This window comes from Ruegeria sp. ANG10 (genome assembly GCF_040705255.1).
In the GTDB taxonomy this organism is placed as follows: domain Bacteria; phylum Pseudomonadota; class Alphaproteobacteria; order Rhodobacterales; family Rhodobacteraceae; genus Ruegeria.
Window position 1 is genome coordinate 792,373 of record NZ_JBFCVU010000001.1, and the last position, 17,077, is coordinate 809,449.

Below are 17,077 nucleotides of genomic sequence, written 5' to 3' on the forward strand. Positions count from 1 at the left end.
GGTCAGTCCCCGTCCAATGAATTGAACCCGGCGCTGATGCCTAGCGTCGGACCCAGCTCGGCCGAGGCAATCGCACGGATATCGTTGATTGCCTGCTGCAACGCCTCGACCCGGAGGCGGCCCTGAGGGGTGGCGACCCCGGCCAGCGCCGCGTCGTCCAGCGATTGCGCGCGGATGATGGCCTTGTCAAAGGCGCTGGCTAGATCAGCGGCAATCTCGGGGTGATCAGCCGATAGGCGCGCAGCCAGATCGCGCAGGGTGATCAGGGACAGTTCCACATGGCGCAGTGAGCGTTCCGACCGGCGTGCCTCGGCCCGGTTGGGGCGTGGGCGGTCGAAGGTGCCCATCGGTCGACCAAGACGCGTGTCTCCGGTGAATTCAAGGCCTGTGACCAACGCCTTGTAGAGCTCTTGCATGGCCTCATCGTCGGACCGGTAGGGGCTGTTGTCGCCCGGTTGCGTCAGGGCGGTTGCAAAGCTGCTCCAATCCGCGTTTGTCGCGCGGGCATTGCCGTCGATATCGGTGGTGATGGCCCGTATCAACGCGCAGCGATAGGTGTGGCTGCCCTGATCCGCAAACTTGGGCTCATAAAGCATCTGTTCTAACGCAAAGAAGCCACGCCCGGCGACGGATGTCTCGGCGAATCTTTCGGGGCTTTCCACAGCCGCATCCTCGGCCGCGATCAGGCTAGACAAGGCTTTGGGGGTGAACCCTTTGGTGTCGGGCCAGAAGGCCAACGCAAAGGCGCGGTCGTTCACCTCGGAAGGGCCAAAGCGCAGATGGCTGACCGAGATCCAGCCGTCAAAGGCCGCGTGATAGGCGGCCCGCAATTCGGGTGAGGTCGGGGTGCAATCGGTTTGTGCTGTCTGCGCCAACACTCCGGTCGTTTCAGCCAGCGAGGCAAAGCCGGGAAGGATGTGCCCTTCGACCGCATCCGACAAGATCGGCCCACGGTCCTGCGCCAGCGCAGTTAGGGGCAGCGTCAATGCAACAGCAGCAACAAGGATACGCATGGGTCAGAGGCTTTCCAGAAAACGGATCAGGGCATCGCGGTCGGGTTTGGGCATGGCAACGACCGTATCGCGGGCGGCCTGTGCCTCACCCCCATGCCAGAGGATGGCTTCCAGCAAGGATTGCGCGCGACCGTCATGCAGGTACTGGGTGCGGCCTGAAACCTGTTCGGTCAGCCCGACCCCCCAAAGCGGTGGCGTGCGCCATTCGCGCCCTGTGGCGCGGCCCTCGGGGCGGTTGTCAGCCAGCCCTTCGCCCATATCGTGCAGCAACAGGTCGGAATAGGGCCAGATCAGCTGAAAACTCTGTTCGGGCCGGTCTGACATGCGATGGGTGACAAAGGCAGGCGTGTGGCAGGACGCGCAGCCAGTGTCGTGAAACATCTGCTTACCGTGCAGCACCTGAGGGTCGTCCACGTCCCGCCGGGCGGGAACGCCCAGGTTGCGGCTGTAAAAGGCAACAAGGTCCATGCCGATCTGGTCGATCTCGAGCTCGCGCACGTCACCGTCCCCATGCGGGGCAGTCACACAGCCAACCTGAGCGTCCGTGCAATCGCCGTGGCTGGTGGGGTAAAGTGGGCTTGATATGCCTATATCACCGGCAAAGGCTGCCGCCGATTGTTCCATGATCGTGGGCATACCGGCTTTGTGTCCGAACCGACCCATCATCGGGGCGCCATATTCCATCGCCCAGACGATATTGGGACGCCCGGAAATCCCATCGCCATCTGCATCTTCGGGATCTGCATTGGCCAGCAGATCTTCGACCGGGATCGCCTCGAGCAATCCAAGGCCGATCATTTGCGGCGCCACACGCGGACTGAGCATCGCCTCTGGATGCAGCGGCCCGTATCCAAGGTCAGCCGCCGCGTAGGTCGGTTTGCGTAAAGTGACGGTTTCGCCATCCGACAAAGTGACTGGGACGGCTTCGTAGGTGATATCCAGGCGATATTCAGCCGGATGACCGGGCAGTGCCAAATCCTGCATCTGGCCGCCGTAATTCGGTTCAGGCTGGGTGGCGATGTAATCCTCGATCTCATCATATCCACCGCCGCCGGGGATCGAGACACGTAGGAACATCGAAATTGCATTGTCATCCGGACCGTTGGGCGTGTGCCCGCGCCCGTCCTTGATATGGCAGCGCTGGCACGAACGGGCGTTATACAGCGGCCCCAGCCCATCCGAGGCCAGCGTAGAGGCCGGCGAAGATACCCAGATTTTCTTGAACAGCCCGTTTCCAACCTTAAAATCCAGCTCTTGTTCAAAGCTCAGGTTGCCCGAGGGCTGCGAAAATGCGTCGGCGTCGGCACGGGCGCGAACGGTGGCCGCCCCGGCGGGCAATTCCTCGAACCTTTGGGGCGCGCTGAAATCAGTGGGCGCAGCAGTGACACGGTCGATACGCGTACGCTCATCCTTGGTTCTGGGTTCGAAATTCAGGTGATAGTCCCGCAGCTCGGCGGCTGGGGTTTGGGTGGCCGCAAGGGCGGCCACCGACAGGATGAAAAGGCTACTCGCCCTCGTCCATTTTCGATGCGTTGAGTTGCGCATAATTGGCGTCGCCAATCCTTTCGTACAGGTCGAGCTGCGTTTCCAAAAAGTCGATATGACTTTCCTCATCGCGGATCAATTCTTCGAACAGTGACATAGAGGCATAGTCTTGTGCCTCTCTGCAGTAATCCCGCGCCTCTACGTACAACGCGCGCGCGTCCTGCTCAGCTGCCAGGTCGCATTCCAGTGTTTCCTTGGGGTTCTGACCAATTCTCAGCGGGTCCAGTTTCTGCAGGTTGGGATGGCCTTCCAGAAAAATGATCCGTTCAATCAGCTTGTCGGCATGCTCCATCTCTTCGATGGATTCTTCACGGCTTTTCTTGGCCATGTGGCCAAGGCCCCAATCTTCCTGCAAGCGGTAATGGAGCCAGTATTGGCTGACGGCTGTCAGTTCATGCCGCAGAGATTTGTTGAGGTATTCTATTACCTTGGGGTCGCCCTTCATCTGCTTTCTCCTGAGTTGCTCTGGTGCGTAGGGCACGGAGCTGCATGGGGACTTCCAGATTATCGTTCGATCGCATTGTGTCCAGAAAAAGCGGCATGCAGCCGCCACAATCCGCCGATTTTCCAAGGGCATGATAGACCTTGCCGGGGGTGATGATCGTGTGCGCATCTGCTGTCCGCATCCAATCGATCGCGGTGCGGATATCATGGTCAGTTATGTTTGTGCAGTGACATACGATCATAGCGAATCTGTGCTCGATAAATTTCTTACTTAATTAGTAAGTTATTTGTTCCGGGTCCAGCTGCAAATCACAATTTTGCTTGACAGGAAAGCCGGGGGCGTGAATTTGCACACGCCCCCGATCCGGGTTTGCTTAATGGAAAACCGCGTCAGGGTTATCCAGGCTGTCGGAGCCTTCGAACTCGATCTGATCCAGTTCCAGAGTGGTCACGATACGCTCGATCGTCTTGGTCTGATCGACCAGACCGTTGACGCCGCCCATGATCAATTGCTCGCCACCCTCGTTGCCGCGTTCCAGCATCTGGTCATAGGCGAAACCGGCCTCGGCGGTCGACTTCAGACGGCCCAGGGCCTGCATGGTATTGGCCAGCTTGACCTTCATCTCGGCGTCCAGCGACGGATCGGAGGAGATCACCAAGTCCGATAGCGAAGCGCCCGAAACCGGGGTGCCGTCGATGCGGGTATAGCTGCCCAGATACACGTTCTGAATGCCCAAGCCATCATAGTAGTGGCTGTTGTGGGTATTGTCAGAGAAGCAATCATGCTCTTCCTCGGGGTCGTTCAGCATCAGGCCAAGGCGCATACGTTCACCTGCTTGCTCGCCATAAGACAGCGAACCCATGCCGGTTAGGATCGCGCTGACGCCAGCGGTTTCATTCGCGTTCAGTGCAGCGCGCGCCTCACCACCTTCGGCCCATTGTGCGGCCATCCATTCCAGATCGCTGACTAGCAGGGCGGTTGCAGCGCTCAGGTATTGGGCGCGGCGATCACAATTGCCGCCGGTGCAGGCGTCACCTTGAACATAATCGGTATACGGGCGGTTGCCCGCGCCGGAACCGTGACCGTTTAGGTCCTGACCCCACAGTAAGAATTCGATGGCGTGGTAGCCGGTGGCGACGTTTGCCTCGATCCCGTCAGCCTCATGCAGGGTTTCGCCCAGCAGTTCGGGGGTGATTTCGCTGGCGTCGATGGCCTCGCCCGACAACTCAAAGCTTGGATTGGCGATCACGTTCAGCGCGGCAAATTCGTTTTCATCAGTGGGTCCGCCATAGGAGGCATCGACATAATCGATCAGGCCTTCGTCCAGCGGCCAGGCGTTCACTTTGCCTTCCCAGTCATCAACGATAGCGTTTCCAAAACGGTAGACCTCGGTCTGTTGATAGGGCACGCGCGCGGCGACCCAGGCGGCGCGGGCCGCGTTCAGGGTGGCATCGGACGGTTCGGCGATCAGGGCGTATACGGCCTCTTGCAGCGCTTTGGCCGCGATCAGGCTGTCGTCATATTTGGCTTCGGCGATGTTTGCGTAGGTATTCAGAACATCGGCTCTCGAGGGTGCGTCAGCTCCAAAAGCTGCGGTGGCAGCACCAATTGTAAGGATGCTGGTGGCGGTGAAAAATCGGGTCATGGGGGTGACACTTTCCAGTCAGAAAAAAAGTTTTCATACGCCGGTTATGTGGCGCGTATGATGTATTAACTGAGTGAATTAGTCACCTATGTCAACCTGAGTTTTATAGTCGGATAATATTGGTCGCCCCGATACTCCCCAATATTGGTGGGGCGCGATGCGTGGGGCCAAGATTGCGCGGGATTTGAAACATATTAGAATAATCCGTGTGATTCTTTGGTTAGTGGTGCCTGTTTATGAAAAGCGCAGCTTTCGTCCTGATCCTGATCTCTGCGGTTTTTGTGTCGCAGGCTCATACCGCTGTCGCGCAGGATCATGCCGCAGGTGATCTGGACATTGCGGTTTCCGGGGCCGAGTTCACCTTGTCACTGGCAGTCCCCGCCGCCGGCATTCTTGGCACCGAGAAGCCTGCACAAAACGATGAAGGGCGGGAGTCTATTGCCGTCGCCATTTCCGACTTGTCCAAACCTCTGGAGTTGTTTGTTGTGCCCGAAGAGGCCGAGTGTTTTGCCGCGATGGCCAATGTCACACTTTCAGCCATAGGTTTGGGGCAAGACACAGACACCACGCGGACGGATGGTGATGACACAAACGAATTTCAGGCTGAATACCTGATAAGATGCAAGAATATCGACGTGATTGAGGCCATCCACTTTGCATATTTCGAACGATTCCCGACGGCTGAAAAGCTGGCTGTTCGGGTTGATCAAGCTGGCAAAAGCCGCACGCAAGACGTCACACGCGGCGCACCTGATCTGACCTTCCAATAAGATGGGTTCCGTCAAAACGCCCTGACTTAACCTAATCTTCGAACCGCAGTGACAGCTCCTTTTGTGTCGCGACGCTTTGACAGCACAGGATCAACCCTTTCTCGACGTCACGATCCTCCAGAGCGATCCGATTGCGCATATGAACGGTGCCGCCCTCAAGCTGGGCGGCACAAGCACCGCACACACCAGATTGACAACTGAACGGTGGGTTCAGTCCGGCCGCAATGGCCGCTTCGAGGATGGTTTGCCCTGCAGCGACAGGCACTTCCGAGACCTTGCCGCCAAGCCTGATCCGGGCGGTTGCGGCCATGCCGGGTTCGCTCAGGTCGTCTTGGGCGTCTCCGCCGAAGCTTTCCATGTGGATGCGATCGTCTGGCACATCCAGATTCCGCAGCGCCGTCCGGATGTCCGTATTCATACTGCCGGGGCCGCAGATCCAATAATGAGTGTCTTGCGCCACGGGGGGCGTTTCAGTGATTGCCGCCTGAATGGTATCTGCGTCCAACCGCCCCGTGCGCCACGGTGAAAACCAGCTGAGCACGGAGGGGTGCGACAGGACATGGCGCAGGGTGAACCGGTTCGGATATTGCGCCTGCATCTGCTCAAGCTCATCTCGGAAAATGATGCTGTTCGCATTGGCATTGCCAAAGATCAGATGCGCCGAGGAATGAGGTTCATCGGCCAGAACTGCTTTGATCATCGCGTAAAGCGGCGTGATACCGCTGCCGGCTCCAAAGAAATAGTGGGTGCGGCGTTTCAGGGCTCCGGGCTGTAATGTGAAATGTCCGAATGGGGGCATAACCTCAACTGAGTCACCCGGTGACAAGGTATCCCCTATGTGGTTGGAAACGATCCCATCCTTCACACGTTTGACCGTGATGCGAAGCGCAGACCCCGGAGGATTTGAGATGGTGTAGCTGCGCCTTTGCTCCGCACCGGCCATCTGGAATCTGACTGTCAGATGTTGCCCGGCCGTCCATTGAAACAGGTCGGTCAGATCGGGCGGGACGTTGAAAATGACACTGGTGGCCGCGCCGCCGATTTCTTGACGGGTGTCAGACACGGTCAGGGTATGAAAGTCACGTTGCATAAAAAGGTCCCGTCATCGGTAATCATAGGTCGTGGTCAAGGACTGGATCACCGTCCCGCCAAGATAGGGCGCAAAGACAAAGGCGTCTGTCTGACGCATTCTGCCGCTGTATCCCTGCCAATCATAGTCGACATCGGTCACGGCGGTGACGTGCGACACGCCATCCTCGGTGCGCGATGAAATCACTGGCGCCGATCGGGCGGTTTCCGAGTAACCTTCCAACGCCCTCGCGATCTCGGGGTCTTCCGCGTCGGTGTCATCCCCGACACGGTACGAGAACACGTCGTCCGGCTGCCCCATCCCGTATTTGAGGATGATCTGATGCGTGGCGTCGGGGTGCCAATCGCTCCAGGTGGCAAGCAGGCTTTGTTCATCCTGCGCTTGTAGGATACGCGCGGCGATGTCTTCTGGCGCGTCAGCTTGCGCCGTCAGCACCAGAGCCGATGCAAGCGCGACGCCGATCAGGGTGGCTTGAACTGGTTTCATGATCAACCTCCGCGGCGTTCAGCTGTCTTGCATGAAATCCAGCACCGCCTTTTGGTGCTGGGTGATCGGGCTTTCGCCAATTCCGGCCGGGCCGATTTCCAGATACGGGCTTTTCAGCGACTTCTGCTGTTGCTCGCAGGCATAGATATCCTCGGTCGTGAAATCGCCCGAGGCCATCGGATCATCTGCGCCTGCGGCATCGTCGCCTTGATATTTCGGACCGCCGAAATCCTTCCAGAAGCCCCAGCTTTTCCACTGTTGTTTCTGAAAGGCCCAGTCCGATGCATTGGCGAGTTTTGTGCGGTTCTCGATCCGGGTCAGATCGGGGGCCAGCGGAGTGATGATGAACAGATTCCAGCTTTCTTCGCTGGCCCCAATACCAATTCCGGGAAACAGCATCGGAACCCATGCACCAGTATGGGGTTCGGGTATCGTGCGGGGCATTGGAATATTGGCTTCGTGATCCTTCGCATAGGCCTGGGACGGGGGTTCCCAAAAGTGGTAATGCGGCCCCTTCCATCCGTATTCGGCCTTGGCATGGTCATACATGTGCAGTGTATTCGAATGCAGATGGCTCAGGTGGTAGACGTCGATGTAGTTCTCGACAACGATCTTCCAGTTGGCCTTGATTTCATAATTGTTGTGCCCGTCGGTATACTCGACCAGTTCCTCGGGCTTGTGCGGGCCCAACAGGGGATCGACCTCTCCGAACCATTCGGCAAGGGTGGGGGCGTCAGGGTCCGGATGCACGAACAGCATGCCGCGCCAGACATCCACGCTGGCCGGTTTGAGGCCAAGACAGGATTTATCGACGCCGCCGGGAAATTCAGATGCCTCATCCGGGACCGAGATCAGGTTGCCCTCAAGATCATAGGTCCAGTCGTGATAGGGGCAGGTCAGCGCTTTTTGTGTCTTGCCGACCGCGCGGATCAACTGGGTGCCGCGGTGACGGCAAATGTTGTGAAAGGCGCGCAGCCGGTGATCGCGCCCCATGACGATGAACAGATTGTTCAGCCCGGCCTGAACCGACAGGTAATGCCCCGGCCCCTCGATATCTTCGACCAGCCCGGCGAAACGCCAGGTTCGTGAAAAAATCTGGCGTTGTTCGCGGTCAAACCAGTCCCGCGAGGTGTAAGCCTCGACCGGTAGGTGGTGATACATTTTGGTCATCAGAGTACCTCAGGCAAGAAGATGGGCATATTGGGGAAACAGGCTGGCGGCGATCATCATTAGGCCCAACACAGCCCAGAGGCCGACGATGGCCCAGTACAGAACCGGGTCGTCGTCGCGGTTGATTTCGAACACCAGAAAGGCTTGTCCGTTCATGATGGTTGGGACGATCCACCAGACAAAAAGCATCCCCCAAACCCAGTAGAGACCAAGCGCTGTCGCTACCAATAGGATGGGCAGGGCAATGTAGTTGGCTGTTCGCGTCGGGCTCATGATCTGGCCTCCAACGTCGAAGCCAACAGAGAAGCTGCCAGTTTCAATTCAGCCCGCCAAGCTTCGGGTGGGTCCAGTGGGGAAAGGGCGTCCATACTGACAAAGATGGCCGAAATGCCCTGTGTCACGGCGTGAATGCTTGTGTCCGGGGCCATGGGCGCCGCGCGACGCAGGATCGCTTCGACTACGTCGAAAAACTCGGTGAGGCTGTCCATCAGTCCCTGCCGCAAGTCCGGGCGATCCGGGACTGTCGTGACCAGCGCCTGATAGGCCAGCATCAACCGCGGATCGGTTCCGATGTCTTCCGAGAAAAGAGCATCCACAAGGTCCGAAGGTGTCGCCGTATCCGGCAAAATCTGGCGTAACCCTTCCAGTGATGCGGTGAAACCGGCGATCACATAGTCGGCCAGAGCCGTTATCATTTCGTCCTTGTTTCCAAGGTAATGGCGCAAAAGCGGGCGCTTGACGCCGGCTTCATCTGCAATCCGCGCCTGGGTCGCGCCTTCCAGCCCGAACCGCGCCACGCAGGTCAGATAGGCGTCGAGTATTTCATGGGATCTTTGGTCTTTTAGCGAAGGTCTGGGCATCATGGCCTCGTTTATTGTCACGAATGACAAATAATCGAGAAATATACTTTGTCAACCATGACAATTTATTTTTCGAACTGAGAGCGGTGAAAATCCGATCTCGGTTAGTAATGATGAAAAGCGGAAATGATTGTCAGGCGCGCCCGGCCGCACCGAGCTGCACTTGCAGTTCGTTGAAATGCTTGGCCGTTAACCGGTCACGGCACGGCCAAACACAGGTCAGCTATTATTTACGCGGGATCGAACGCAAAGTTGGTTTCGGAGGTCTGGCCGGTCACAGATTTACTGGGCGTACCCGACACGTAGACCTCTTCAACAGCGCGATCGTCGCCCATCATCTGCAGCACGAACAATTCTTCTGCCAGACTGCCGACGCGATCCATGCGCAGGGCCATGGCGGGGGTGCTGCGGGCGTTCAGAACAACGACATCCGCTTCGGTTCCGGGATCGAGATTGCCGATTTTGCCTTCCAGGCCCAGAACGCAGGCATTACCGCGTGTCGCCCAGTGGAAGGCTTGCAGCGGATGCAGGGCCAGCCCTTGCAATTGCAAAATCTTGTAGCCTTCGTTGAGGGTTTGCAGCATCGAATAGCTGGTACCAGCACCGACATCCGTCGCGATCCCGTTTGAGATACCGCGCGCGCTCAGCCCGCCGTGATCAAACAGGCCGCTACCCAGGAACAGATTTGAGGTCGGGCAAAACACCGGATGCGCGCCCGTTTCGGCAAGCGCGTCGATCTCGCGCGCTTCCAGATGGATCGAGTGCCCCAACAGAGTCTTTTGCCCCAGCAGACCAAAGGATTGGTAGACGTCCAGATAATCGCGCGCCTGCGGATAAAGCTGCTTGGTAAAGGCGATCTCGTCCTTGTTTTCAGACAGGTGTGTCTGGATGTGACAATCCGGATGCTCCTGCGCAAGCGCCTGAGCCATTGCCATCTGTTCCGGCGTTGATGTGATCGCGAACCGAGGGGTGATGACATAGCCGTTGCGGCCCTTGCCGTGCCAGTCCGCAATCAGCGCCTTGGTATCATCGTACCCGGTTTGCGGCGTGTCCTGCAGACCTTCGGGCGCATTGCGGTCCATCAGGACCTTGCCGCCAAGCACGCGCATGTTTCGTCTGGTCGCTTCGGTAAAAAACGCATCCGCCGATGTCTTGTGGACTGAGCAATAGGCGACTGCGGTTGTGGTGCCGTGGGTGACAAGTTGATCGTAGAACGCCCGCGCCATGTTCGCGCTGTGCGCATCCGAGGCAAAACGGGTTTCTTCTGGGAAAGTGTAATTGTTGAGCCAGTCCAGAAGCTGCGCCCCCCACGAGGCGATCACCTGCACTTGGGGGAAGTGAATATGCGTGTCGATAAAACCCGCCATCATCAGGTGTGGGCGATGGTCTGTCACAGGCACATCCCTGGCTTTCGCGCTGATCTCGGCGAAGGGGCCAGTATCCTGAATGATCCCGTCCTGGATCAGCAGGGCGCCGTCCTCAAGATATGTATACGCGCCGGAATCTTCGCCGCTCAGGGGTTCGCGATGAAAGGTCAGCAGACGACCGCGAAGCAATCTCTGTGTCATGAAAGGTCTCGTTTGTAGGATAAGGAAAGAGGTGGGGGCAGCCCTGCGACTGCCCCGCTATGGATCAGGCCTGTTGTGCAGGTGAGTCGTCGTCGATCAGATCCGGCTCATCCGGTACGATCACACGATGCTCAAGATCCTCTTTGGGTGCGAACACCGGATAGACGTAGAGGAACGCGCCGATGATCAAGTAACCAATGGTGATCCCGTCGAACTGAGGCATCTGCAGCGTGTAGGAATGGATGATCCCCACTGCTGACATCAACCCGCCCGCGACAGCAAACAAACCTGCCATCCGGAAGCGACCGTCAATCACGTCGGCCACGATGGCACCCCAGATCAGACCAGTGATGATCGCGCCTTGGCTCAGGGCAAGGTGTCCTTCGTAATGGGCACCTTCCATCAGTAGTGCTGCGGTCAGGCCTTCGTCGCCCAGCGACGGCAGTCCCTCGACACCAGTGCTGCGCAGCGCGTTCATCAGCGATCCCCATTTGACCATCAGGAAGGCTGAGATATGAGGCAGGATCGCAAAGGATACGGCAGCCATGTGCATCGGCTTTACAGCCCAGGCCGTGTTGGTGATCAAGCTGACCGAGACAAAGACCAGGACCGGAGCCGCGGCGGCAATTGGGATCAGGCCCGCAAGGAAGGACAGGAAGCCCAGGAAGGCGGCCGCAGCGATCACAACAGCCACACCAACGATGTAACCAGCATGGGCATCAAGGCGTTTGTAAGCCGGATGACCGATGTAAACGGTGGTCGGGAAGGGTGAGCCAAATAGCGCGCCCAGCATTGTGCCTGCACCATCCGTCACCTGACACAATCCGACCGGGTAGTGGTCGCCTGCGGCCTCGGCCGATTCCACGTTGTTCATGGTTTCGATGAAGTTGTAGATCTGTACCGGGATCAGCACCAGGAACAGCTCGGGGTTGGCGAACAGGTATTGCACACCGGCGATGAGGTCACCGAAATAGGGGACCGGCGGGTAAAAGCCGATGCCGCTGACGTCGATTTTTGATTCACCCAGGATGATAGCAATTACCGTACCGGCAGCAATCGCGACCAGACCGGCTGGAACATTACCCGGTAGACGGAAACGACCGATCAGACCCCAGAGGATAAACAGCAGCGACGTGAAGCCGATAATTGGGTTTTCGAACACCTCGGCCAACGGTACCGAGCCGATAAAGACCAGCGCGATACCACACAGCGTGCCCAGCATCCCGGCGCGTGGCGTGATCCGCTTGAGGTATGGGCCAATAATGGCACCCAAAGCTGCAACGATGCCGCCCATGAACCCGGCGCCAATGCCCACTTGCCATGCCAGCATGGGATCATTGGTTGCCCAGTAGATGGGGCCGATCACACCGAACAGGTAGACGAACATAACCGGCGTCGAGATGCCGTAGGGCAGGGCGGTGACGTCTTCACCCCGTTTGTTTGCGGCCCATTTGGCGAGGTAAGTATAAACCGCAACCCCGGCCAGAATCGCGACGGCAGCACCGGGAACGATGCGGCCAAACACGATTTCGGCGGGCATCTGAAACACGAACTGACAGACCCCGGAAAGGATCAGCAGATTCACGAGGTTGTCAGTAAATAGCGCCCAGAATGCGCTGAAGTCGCTGCGGGTAAACAGCTTGTATTCGTAGGTCCTCCCGTCCATGACGGTCTCCTCCTCTGATGTGACCGGAATAGCCCGACGGATGTCAGGCCGATCTCCCTTTCCGGTCGTGATGGTGGCCCCGCAGGGGCGCCTGGTTTGCCCCGGTCGGGGCGGTCGCGGCAGTTTCAGAGGTCAATTCAGCCATCACCTCGGCCACCACGAAGGCGGCGATGACGCTGGGCCGCTTGTCGCGGCTACCGCTTGCCCCAATGGGGCATTTCAAGTGTTCGATAGACTGTCCGTCACAGTGTTTGTGCGCCCAGTTCCTGAGCTTTACCCGCTTGGTGGCGGACCCAATCATCCCCACATAAGCGGCGTCCTGACGTTCCAGCGCGGCGGATGTCAGCAGGAAATCAAGCCCGTGATCGTGAGTCAGAACGATAAAGGCGCTGCCCGCAGGCGCACCCCAGATATCCGTCTCGGGGATCGCGCTGACGCGGGTTTCGACATTGGCTGTGCAAAGTTCGACCTCTTCGGGTCTGGTGTCGACGAGGATGCAGCGCACCGGCAGATGCTGAAGCTGATTGGCCAAAGCGCGCCCCACGTGGCCCGCTCCCATGACATAGACATGGGGCAAAGCCTCGTCGCGCTGGGTTGCGCGTTCTGTGGCGGCCCATTTGTCCGACGCGCGCATGCGGGAGAGTTGCAATTCCACGCGACCACCGCAGCATTGCCCGATTTCCGGACCAAGCGGCACATCCAGATCCTGATGCAGCACCCCGTCGCGCAGCATGTCCCGCGCGGCGTTGATGGCCATGAACTCCAATTGGCCGCCACCGATGGTTCCACACAATGCCCCGGGTGCCACGAACATCTCGGTCCCTTCGTTGCGCGGCGACGACCCGCGCACACGTGTCAGCGCAACGCGGATTACGCTGTGCTGCGTGGACAGAAATTCGCTGAGGGAACCGGGGACAGCCATGGCTCAGAGCGTCTCCTGCAGCCGCGAAACAGCCATCAGCACACGTTCGGGCGTGGCTGGCGCGTCAAGGCGCGGGCATTCGCGGTACTCAGCGACAGAGGCCACGGCCATTGACAGCGCTTCGAATACCGAAATGCCCAGCATGAACGGCGGCTCGCCAACAGCCTTGGAGCGCTTAATAGTCAACTCGCGGTTTTCCGACCAATCGGCAAGATTCACGTTGAAGATACGGGGGCGGTCCGATGCGAGCGGGATCTTGTAGGTCGACGGCGCGTGGGTGCGCAAACGGCCAGCGTCGTCCCACCAAAGCTCTTCGGTGGTCAGCCAACCCATGCCCTGAATGAATGCGCCTTCGACCTGGCCCTTGTCCAGCACAGGGTTCAGCGAACGTCCAACGTCGTGCAAAAGATCAGTACGCTCTATCCGGTATTCACCTGTCAGGGTATCAATCGTCACTTCCGAACACGACGCGCCATAGGAGTAATAGTAGAACGGGCGGCCTTGTCCCTTAGCCCGGTCCCAATGAATTTTGGGGGTTTTGTAGAACCCGGCTGCTGACAGCTGCACACGCGCCAGATAGGCTTGTTTGATGAATGTGTCGAAGGGCAGAACCTCTTGCCCGATATGCACCTGGTTGGCATGGAAGGCGACTTCTTCAGGGGCAACATTCCAGGTTTCGGCGGCGAACTTCACAAGACGCGCCTTGATCTGCTCAACCGCGTTCAACGCCGCCATACCGTTCAGATCGGTCCCGCTCGAGGCAGCCGTGGCCGACGTGTTGGGAACCTTCTCGGTCGTCGTTTTGGTGATCTTGATCCGGCTGAAATCAACCTGAAACGCCTCGGCCACAACCTGCGCAACCTTGGTGTTAAGGCCTTGGCCCATTTCAGTGCCACCGTGGTTCAAGTGGATCGAACCGTCATTGTAGACATGCACCAAAGCACCGGCCTGATTGTACCAGGTCGCTGTAAAGGAAATGCCGAACTTGACCGGTGTCAGCGCGATGCCTTTTTTCAGGATCGGCGATGTCTTGTTGAACTCGATGATGTCCTGACGGCGCTTGCGGTATTCCGATGTCTCTTCCAGCTCTCCGATCAGTCGGTCGAGAATGCTGTCTTCGACCTCCTGATGATATGGGGTGATGTTGCGGTCTTCGGTACCGTAGAAATTGACCTTGCGCACATCCAGCGGGTCCTGCCCCGTGGCATAGGCAATTTCTTCGATCATCCGCTCAGCCGCGATTACGCCTTGCGGGCCGCCAAACCCGCGAAACGCGGTATTCGACACCGTGTTGGTTTTCATCGGACGGCTGTTAAGGCGCACGTTCGGATAGAAATAAGCGTTATCCGCGTGGAAAAGCGCCCGGTCGGTCACGGGACCCGACAGGTCTGCCGAAAAGCCGCAACGCGCGGCAAAGCTGCCTTCGACTGCCTGAATGCGGCCATCGTCGTCAAAGGCGACGTCATAGTCGATCACGAAGTCATGGCGTTTGCCGGTTGCCGTCATGTCCTGATCCCGGTCAGGGCGGATTTTCACGGCGCGGTTCCACTTTTTGGCAGCCATGGCTGCGACCGCGCAGAACAGGTTCATCTGGCTTTCCTTGCCGCCAAATCCGCCACCCATGCGGCGCACGTTGACCACAACGGCGTTGGACGGCACGCCCAGGACATGCGCCACCATATGCTGCGCCTCGGACGGGTGCTGGGTCGAGCAATGCACGACCACATCGTCGTCTTCGCCCGGTATGGCAAAGGCGATATGACCTTCGAGGTACATATGGTCCTGACCGCCAACGCTCATGCGGCCTTTGATCCGGTTCGGAGCAGTTTCCTGCGCCGGGGCGACGTCGCCGCGTTCCAGCTTGAGGGGGGCTGTGACATGCGGGTATCCGGCCTCCTGCGCGGCAATCGGGTCTAGCGCGTGAGGCAGGGTTTCGTATTCGATCTTTGCCAGTTCTGCGGCGCGGCGCGCAATGTCGCGGGTCTCGGCAACCACGGCAAACAGAGGCTGGCCGTGAAACTGAATGGCATCGGTGGGGAAAACCGGCTCGTCATTCAGATGTGTTGGGCTGATGTCATTGACCCCAGGCACATCGTCCGCGGTCAGTACGCCGACGACACCGGGTGTGGCCAGAACATCGGAGAAATCAATGTCCAACAGCTTGGCATGAGCAACGTCAGAGACACCGAGATACGCGTGCAGCGTGCCTTCGGGCTGGGCAATATCGTCGGTATAGTCGGCCCGTCCTGTGACGTGCTTGATCGCGCTGTCATGTTTGACGTTGGTGTGGGCTGATCCAATGATGGAAACGTTATCTTTCATTTTGCCGTCTCCTAATTACGCGCAAGCCAGTTGAACGGGGGTGTCGGTTTTGGTGTCGTTCTCAAGGAAGAACCGACGCAGCAGGTTCTGGGCGGACAGCATCCGGTAGTCAGAGGATGCGCGCCAATCGGTCAGAGGAGAGAAATCCTGTGCCAGCGCCACAGCGGCAGCTTCAATGCTTTCGCGCGACCAGGGTCGACCGTTTAGCGCGGCCTCGGCAGCTGCGGCTCGCTTGGGCGTAGCGGCCATGCCGCCGAATGCGATGCGCGCATTGCTGATCGTGCCATCCGTGACCGTCATGTGGATACCGGCAGCGACGGAGGAGATGTCCTCGTCACGCCGCTTGGAAATCTTGTAGGCCGCGTTCAGATCGTTGGGGCCGGGCAGGGGCACGTGGATGCTCGCGACAAATTCATCGGGTTGGCGATCTTGCTTGCCATAATCGATGAAGAAATCAGCCAGAGGCAGCGTCCGGCTTTCAGACCCGCGCCGCAGCGTGATTTCTGCACCAAGCGCGATCAGAACCGGCGGCGTATCCCCGATGGGCGAGCCGTTGGCGATATTCCCGCCAACTGTTCCCATATTCCGCACCTGCCACCCTGCGATGCGATCCCAGTAGGAGGACAGGTGTGGCAGGTGTTCAGACAGGAGTTCCTGGCAATCGGTGTAGCTGGCGCCAGCACCAATCAGGAGGAGGGAACCCTGTCTTTCGACTGTTTTCAGGTCTTCGAGATGACCGGTGAAGATGGCAGGCCCGATGTTGCGCAGGAATTTGGTGACCCAAAGGCCCACATCTGTGGCCCCGGCCACGATCGTGGCATTCGGATAGGTCTGCAGACACTCGGCGAGATCATCTACGCTGGAGGGGATAATGCTCAGGTTGTCTTCCGTTCCAGACACCACGCGCCGACCGTCTTTGAGCGCGGCCAGACGCGTGGTCATGGTTTCACGTTCGGTATTCAGGTAGTCCGATGCCGGGGTGCCATAGCGGCTGACGGCAACGGCGGCGCGGATGATCGGCTCGTACCCGGTGCAGCGGCACAGGTTGCCCTGCAATGCGGTTTCGACCTGTGTCTCGGTCGGTTCCGGTGTCTGCATCCACAGTGCATAAAGTGCCATGACGAATCCCGGGGTGCAGAACCCGCACTGGCTGCCGTGATGTTCGATCATCGCTTGTTGAACCGGGTGCAATCGACCGTCCGGGCCGGACAAGTGCTCCACTGTTACAACATGACAGCCATCGACCGAGGCAAGAAACCGGATGCAGGCATTCACCGGGACATAGGCCAAACCTTTGCGTCCCAGCCGCCCGACAAGCACGGTGCATGCACCGCAGTCACCCTCGGCGCAGCCTTCTTTTGTGCCTGTCAGCCGACGCTCCAACCGCAAGAAATCCAAAAGGGTCTGGTCTGCGGATACGTTTGGAACGGACACATCCTTGCCATTCAGGACAAATTGGATGTCGGTGCGATGCGTCATGGTATTCTCCCTATGCCCCTGCCTCTCAGGTGGGTGATCGGGGGGACCATAGGCGCAACGATTGAGTCTTAAAATCACCGGAAACGGCAAATACTT

General features: G+C 58.6%; 16 protein-coding genes. 1 reads left to right on the plus strand and 15 read right to left on the minus strand.

Annotated features, from left to right (window positions below):
• Window positions 1-2: 2 nt before the first annotated feature.
• The 5 genes from AB1A64_RS03600 to AB1A64_RS03620 form a co-directional block, all read right to left on the minus strand.
• Window positions 3-1,013 carry an imelysin family protein gene (locus AB1A64_RS03600; RefSeq protein ID WP_366550152.1) on the minus strand — a complete coding sequence of 337 codons (1,011 nt, stop codon included), beginning with the start codon at window positions 1,011-1,013 and terminating at the stop codon, window positions 3-5.
• Window positions 1,014-1,016: 3 nt separating this feature from the next.
• The gene (locus AB1A64_RS03605) at window positions 1,017-2,558 is read right to left on the minus strand and encodes a di-heme oxidoredictase family protein (RefSeq protein WP_366550153.1); all 1,542 of its coding nucleotides are present in this window, start codon (window positions 2,556-2,558) and stop codon (window positions 1,017-1,019) included.
• On the minus strand, window positions 2,518-3,003 hold the full coding sequence (gene bfr / locus AB1A64_RS03610; RefSeq protein WP_366550154.1) for a bacterioferritin: 486 nt from the start codon (window positions 3,001-3,003) through the stop codon (window positions 2,518-2,520). The genes AB1A64_RS03605 and bfr overlap by 41 nt, the downstream gene beginning before the upstream one ends.
• Window positions 2,951-3,244: a (2Fe-2S)-binding protein gene (locus tag AB1A64_RS03615; RefSeq protein WP_366550155.1), complete on the minus strand. Its 294-nt coding sequence runs from the start codon at window positions 3,242-3,244 to the stop codon at window positions 2,951-2,953. The genes bfr and AB1A64_RS03615 overlap by 53 nt, the downstream gene beginning before the upstream one ends.
• Before the next feature lie 132 nt (window positions 3,245-3,376).
• Window positions 3,377-4,648, minus strand: a complete 1,272-nt coding sequence (locus AB1A64_RS03620; RefSeq protein ID WP_366550156.1) for an imelysin family protein — start codon at window positions 4,646-4,648, stop codon at window positions 3,377-3,379.
• A gap of 236 nt (window positions 4,649-4,884) precedes the next feature.
• Here AB1A64_RS03620 and AB1A64_RS03625 point away from each other — a divergent pair, with 236 nt between their 5' ends.
• Window positions 4,885-5,418 carry a DUF2796 domain-containing protein gene (locus tag AB1A64_RS03625; RefSeq protein ID WP_366550157.1) on the plus strand — a complete coding sequence of 178 codons (534 nt, stop codon included), beginning with the start codon at window positions 4,885-4,887 and terminating at the stop codon, window positions 5,416-5,418.
• 31 nt (window positions 5,419-5,449) lie between these two features.
• Here the strand turns inward: AB1A64_RS03625 and AB1A64_RS03630 are convergent, their stop codons facing one another.
• The 10 genes from AB1A64_RS03630 to xdhA all read right to left on the minus strand — a co-directional run bounded on the left by AB1A64_RS03630 (window position 5,450) and on the right by xdhA (window position 16,981).
• Window positions 5,450-6,508 carry a ferredoxin--NADP reductase gene (locus AB1A64_RS03630; protein WP_366550158.1) on the minus strand — a complete coding sequence of 353 codons (1,059 nt, stop codon included), beginning with the start codon at window positions 6,506-6,508 and terminating at the stop codon, window positions 5,450-5,452.
• Between the two features lie 12 nt (window positions 6,509-6,520).
• Window positions 6,521-6,994 carry a hypothetical protein gene (locus AB1A64_RS03635; protein WP_366550159.1) on the minus strand — a complete coding sequence of 158 codons (474 nt, stop codon included), beginning with the start codon at window positions 6,992-6,994 and terminating at the stop codon, window positions 6,521-6,523.
• Between the two features lie 18 nt (window positions 6,995-7,012).
• The gene (locus AB1A64_RS03640) at window positions 7,013-8,164 is read right to left on the minus strand and encodes an SRPBCC family protein (protein ID WP_366550160.1); all 1,152 of its coding nucleotides are present in this window, start codon (window positions 8,162-8,164) and stop codon (window positions 7,013-7,015) included.
• Between the two features lie 9 nt (window positions 8,165-8,173).
• Entirely contained in the window at window positions 8,174-8,437 is a 264-nt protein-coding gene (locus AB1A64_RS03645) for a hypothetical protein (protein WP_366550161.1), read from the minus strand.
• Window positions 8,434-9,024 carry a TetR/AcrR family transcriptional regulator gene (locus AB1A64_RS03650; RefSeq protein ID WP_366550162.1) on the minus strand — a complete coding sequence of 197 codons (591 nt, stop codon included), beginning with the start codon at window positions 9,022-9,024 and terminating at the stop codon, window positions 8,434-8,436. Before AB1A64_RS03650 ends, AB1A64_RS03645 begins: the two co-directional genes overlap by 4 nt.
• A 230-nt stretch (window positions 9,025-9,254) precedes the next feature.
• A complete protein-coding gene (gene guaD, locus AB1A64_RS03655) occupies window positions 9,255-10,592 on the minus strand; it encodes a guanine deaminase (protein ID WP_366550163.1) in 1,338 nt (445 codons plus the stop codon).
• Between the two features lie 64 nt (window positions 10,593-10,656).
• The gene (locus tag AB1A64_RS03660; RefSeq protein WP_366550164.1) at window positions 10,657-12,258 is read right to left on the minus strand and encodes a xanthine/uracil/vitamin C permease; all 1,602 of its coding nucleotides are present in this window, start codon (window positions 12,256-12,258) and stop codon (window positions 10,657-10,659) included.
• A gap of 43 nt (window positions 12,259-12,301) precedes the next feature.
• Window positions 12,302-13,180, minus strand: coding sequence for a xanthine dehydrogenase accessory protein XdhC (gene xdhC / locus AB1A64_RS03665; protein WP_366550165.1), 879 nt, complete (start codon window positions 13,178-13,180; stop codon window positions 12,302-12,304).
• Window positions 13,181-13,183: 3 nt separating this feature from the next.
• Window positions 13,184-15,502, minus strand: coding sequence for a xanthine dehydrogenase molybdopterin binding subunit (gene xdhB / locus AB1A64_RS03670; protein WP_366550166.1), 2,319 nt, complete (start codon window positions 15,500-15,502; stop codon window positions 13,184-13,186).
• 15 nt (window positions 15,503-15,517) lie between these two features.
• Window positions 15,518-16,981, minus strand: coding sequence for a xanthine dehydrogenase small subunit (xdhA, locus tag AB1A64_RS03675; RefSeq protein ID WP_366550167.1), 1,464 nt, complete (start codon window positions 16,979-16,981; stop codon window positions 15,518-15,520).
• Window positions 16,982-17,077: the final 96 nt, after the last annotated feature.

What these genes read in the sequence shown, in the direction of transcription:
- AB1A64_RS03600 (WP_366550152.1), bottom strand. Translation starts at nt 1,013, where the DNA reads ATGCGTATCCTTGTTGCTGCTGTTGCATTGACGCTGCCCCTAACTGCG.
- AB1A64_RS03605 (WP_366550153.1), bottom strand. Translation starts at nt 2,558, where the DNA reads ATGCGCAACTCAACGCATCGAAAATGGACGAGGGCGAGTAGCCTTTTC.
- bfr (WP_366550154.1), bottom strand. Translation starts at nt 3,003, where the DNA reads ATGAAGGGCGACCCCAAGGTAATAGAATACCTCAACAAATCTCTGCGG.
- AB1A64_RS03615 (WP_366550155.1), bottom strand. Translation starts at nt 3,244, where the DNA reads ATGATCGTATGTCACTGCACAAACATAACTGACCATGATATCCGCACC.
- AB1A64_RS03620 (WP_366550156.1), bottom strand. Translation starts at nt 4,648, where the DNA reads ATGACCCGATTTTTCACCGCCACCAGCATCCTTACAATTGGTGCTGCC.
- AB1A64_RS03625 (WP_366550157.1), top strand. Translation starts at nt 4,885, where the DNA reads ATGAAAAGCGCAGCTTTCGTCCTGATCCTGATCTCTGCGGTTTTTGTG.
- AB1A64_RS03630 (WP_366550158.1), bottom strand. Translation starts at nt 6,508, where the DNA reads ATGCAACGTGACTTTCATACCCTGACCGTGTCTGACACCCGTCAAGAA.
- AB1A64_RS03635 (WP_366550159.1), bottom strand. Translation starts at nt 6,994, where the DNA reads ATGAAACCAGTTCAAGCCACCCTGATCGGCGTCGCGCTTGCATCGGCT.
- AB1A64_RS03640 (WP_366550160.1), bottom strand. Translation starts at nt 8,164, where the DNA reads ATGACCAAAATGTATCACCACCTACCGGTCGAGGCTTACACCTCGCGG.
- AB1A64_RS03645 (WP_366550161.1), bottom strand. Translation starts at nt 8,437, where the DNA reads ATGAGCCCGACGCGAACAGCCAACTACATTGCCCTGCCCATCCTATTG.
- AB1A64_RS03650 (WP_366550162.1), bottom strand. Translation starts at nt 9,024, where the DNA reads ATGCCCAGACCTTCGCTAAAAGACCAAAGATCCCATGAAATACTCGAC.
- guaD (WP_366550163.1), bottom strand. Translation starts at nt 10,592, where the DNA reads ATGACACAGAGATTGCTTCGCGGTCGTCTGCTGACCTTTCATCGCGAA.
- AB1A64_RS03660 (WP_366550164.1), bottom strand. Translation starts at nt 12,258, where the DNA reads ATGGACGGGAGGACCTACGAATACAAGCTGTTTACCCGCAGCGACTTC.
- xdhC (WP_366550165.1), bottom strand. Translation starts at nt 13,180, where the DNA reads ATGGCTGTCCCCGGTTCCCTCAGCGAATTTCTGTCCACGCAGCACAGC.
- xdhB (WP_366550166.1), bottom strand. Translation starts at nt 15,502, where the DNA reads ATGAAAGATAACGTTTCCATCATTGGATCAGCCCACACCAACGTCAAA.
- xdhA (WP_366550167.1), bottom strand. Translation starts at nt 16,981, where the DNA reads ATGACGCATCGCACCGACATCCAATTTGTCCTGAATGGCAAGGATGTG.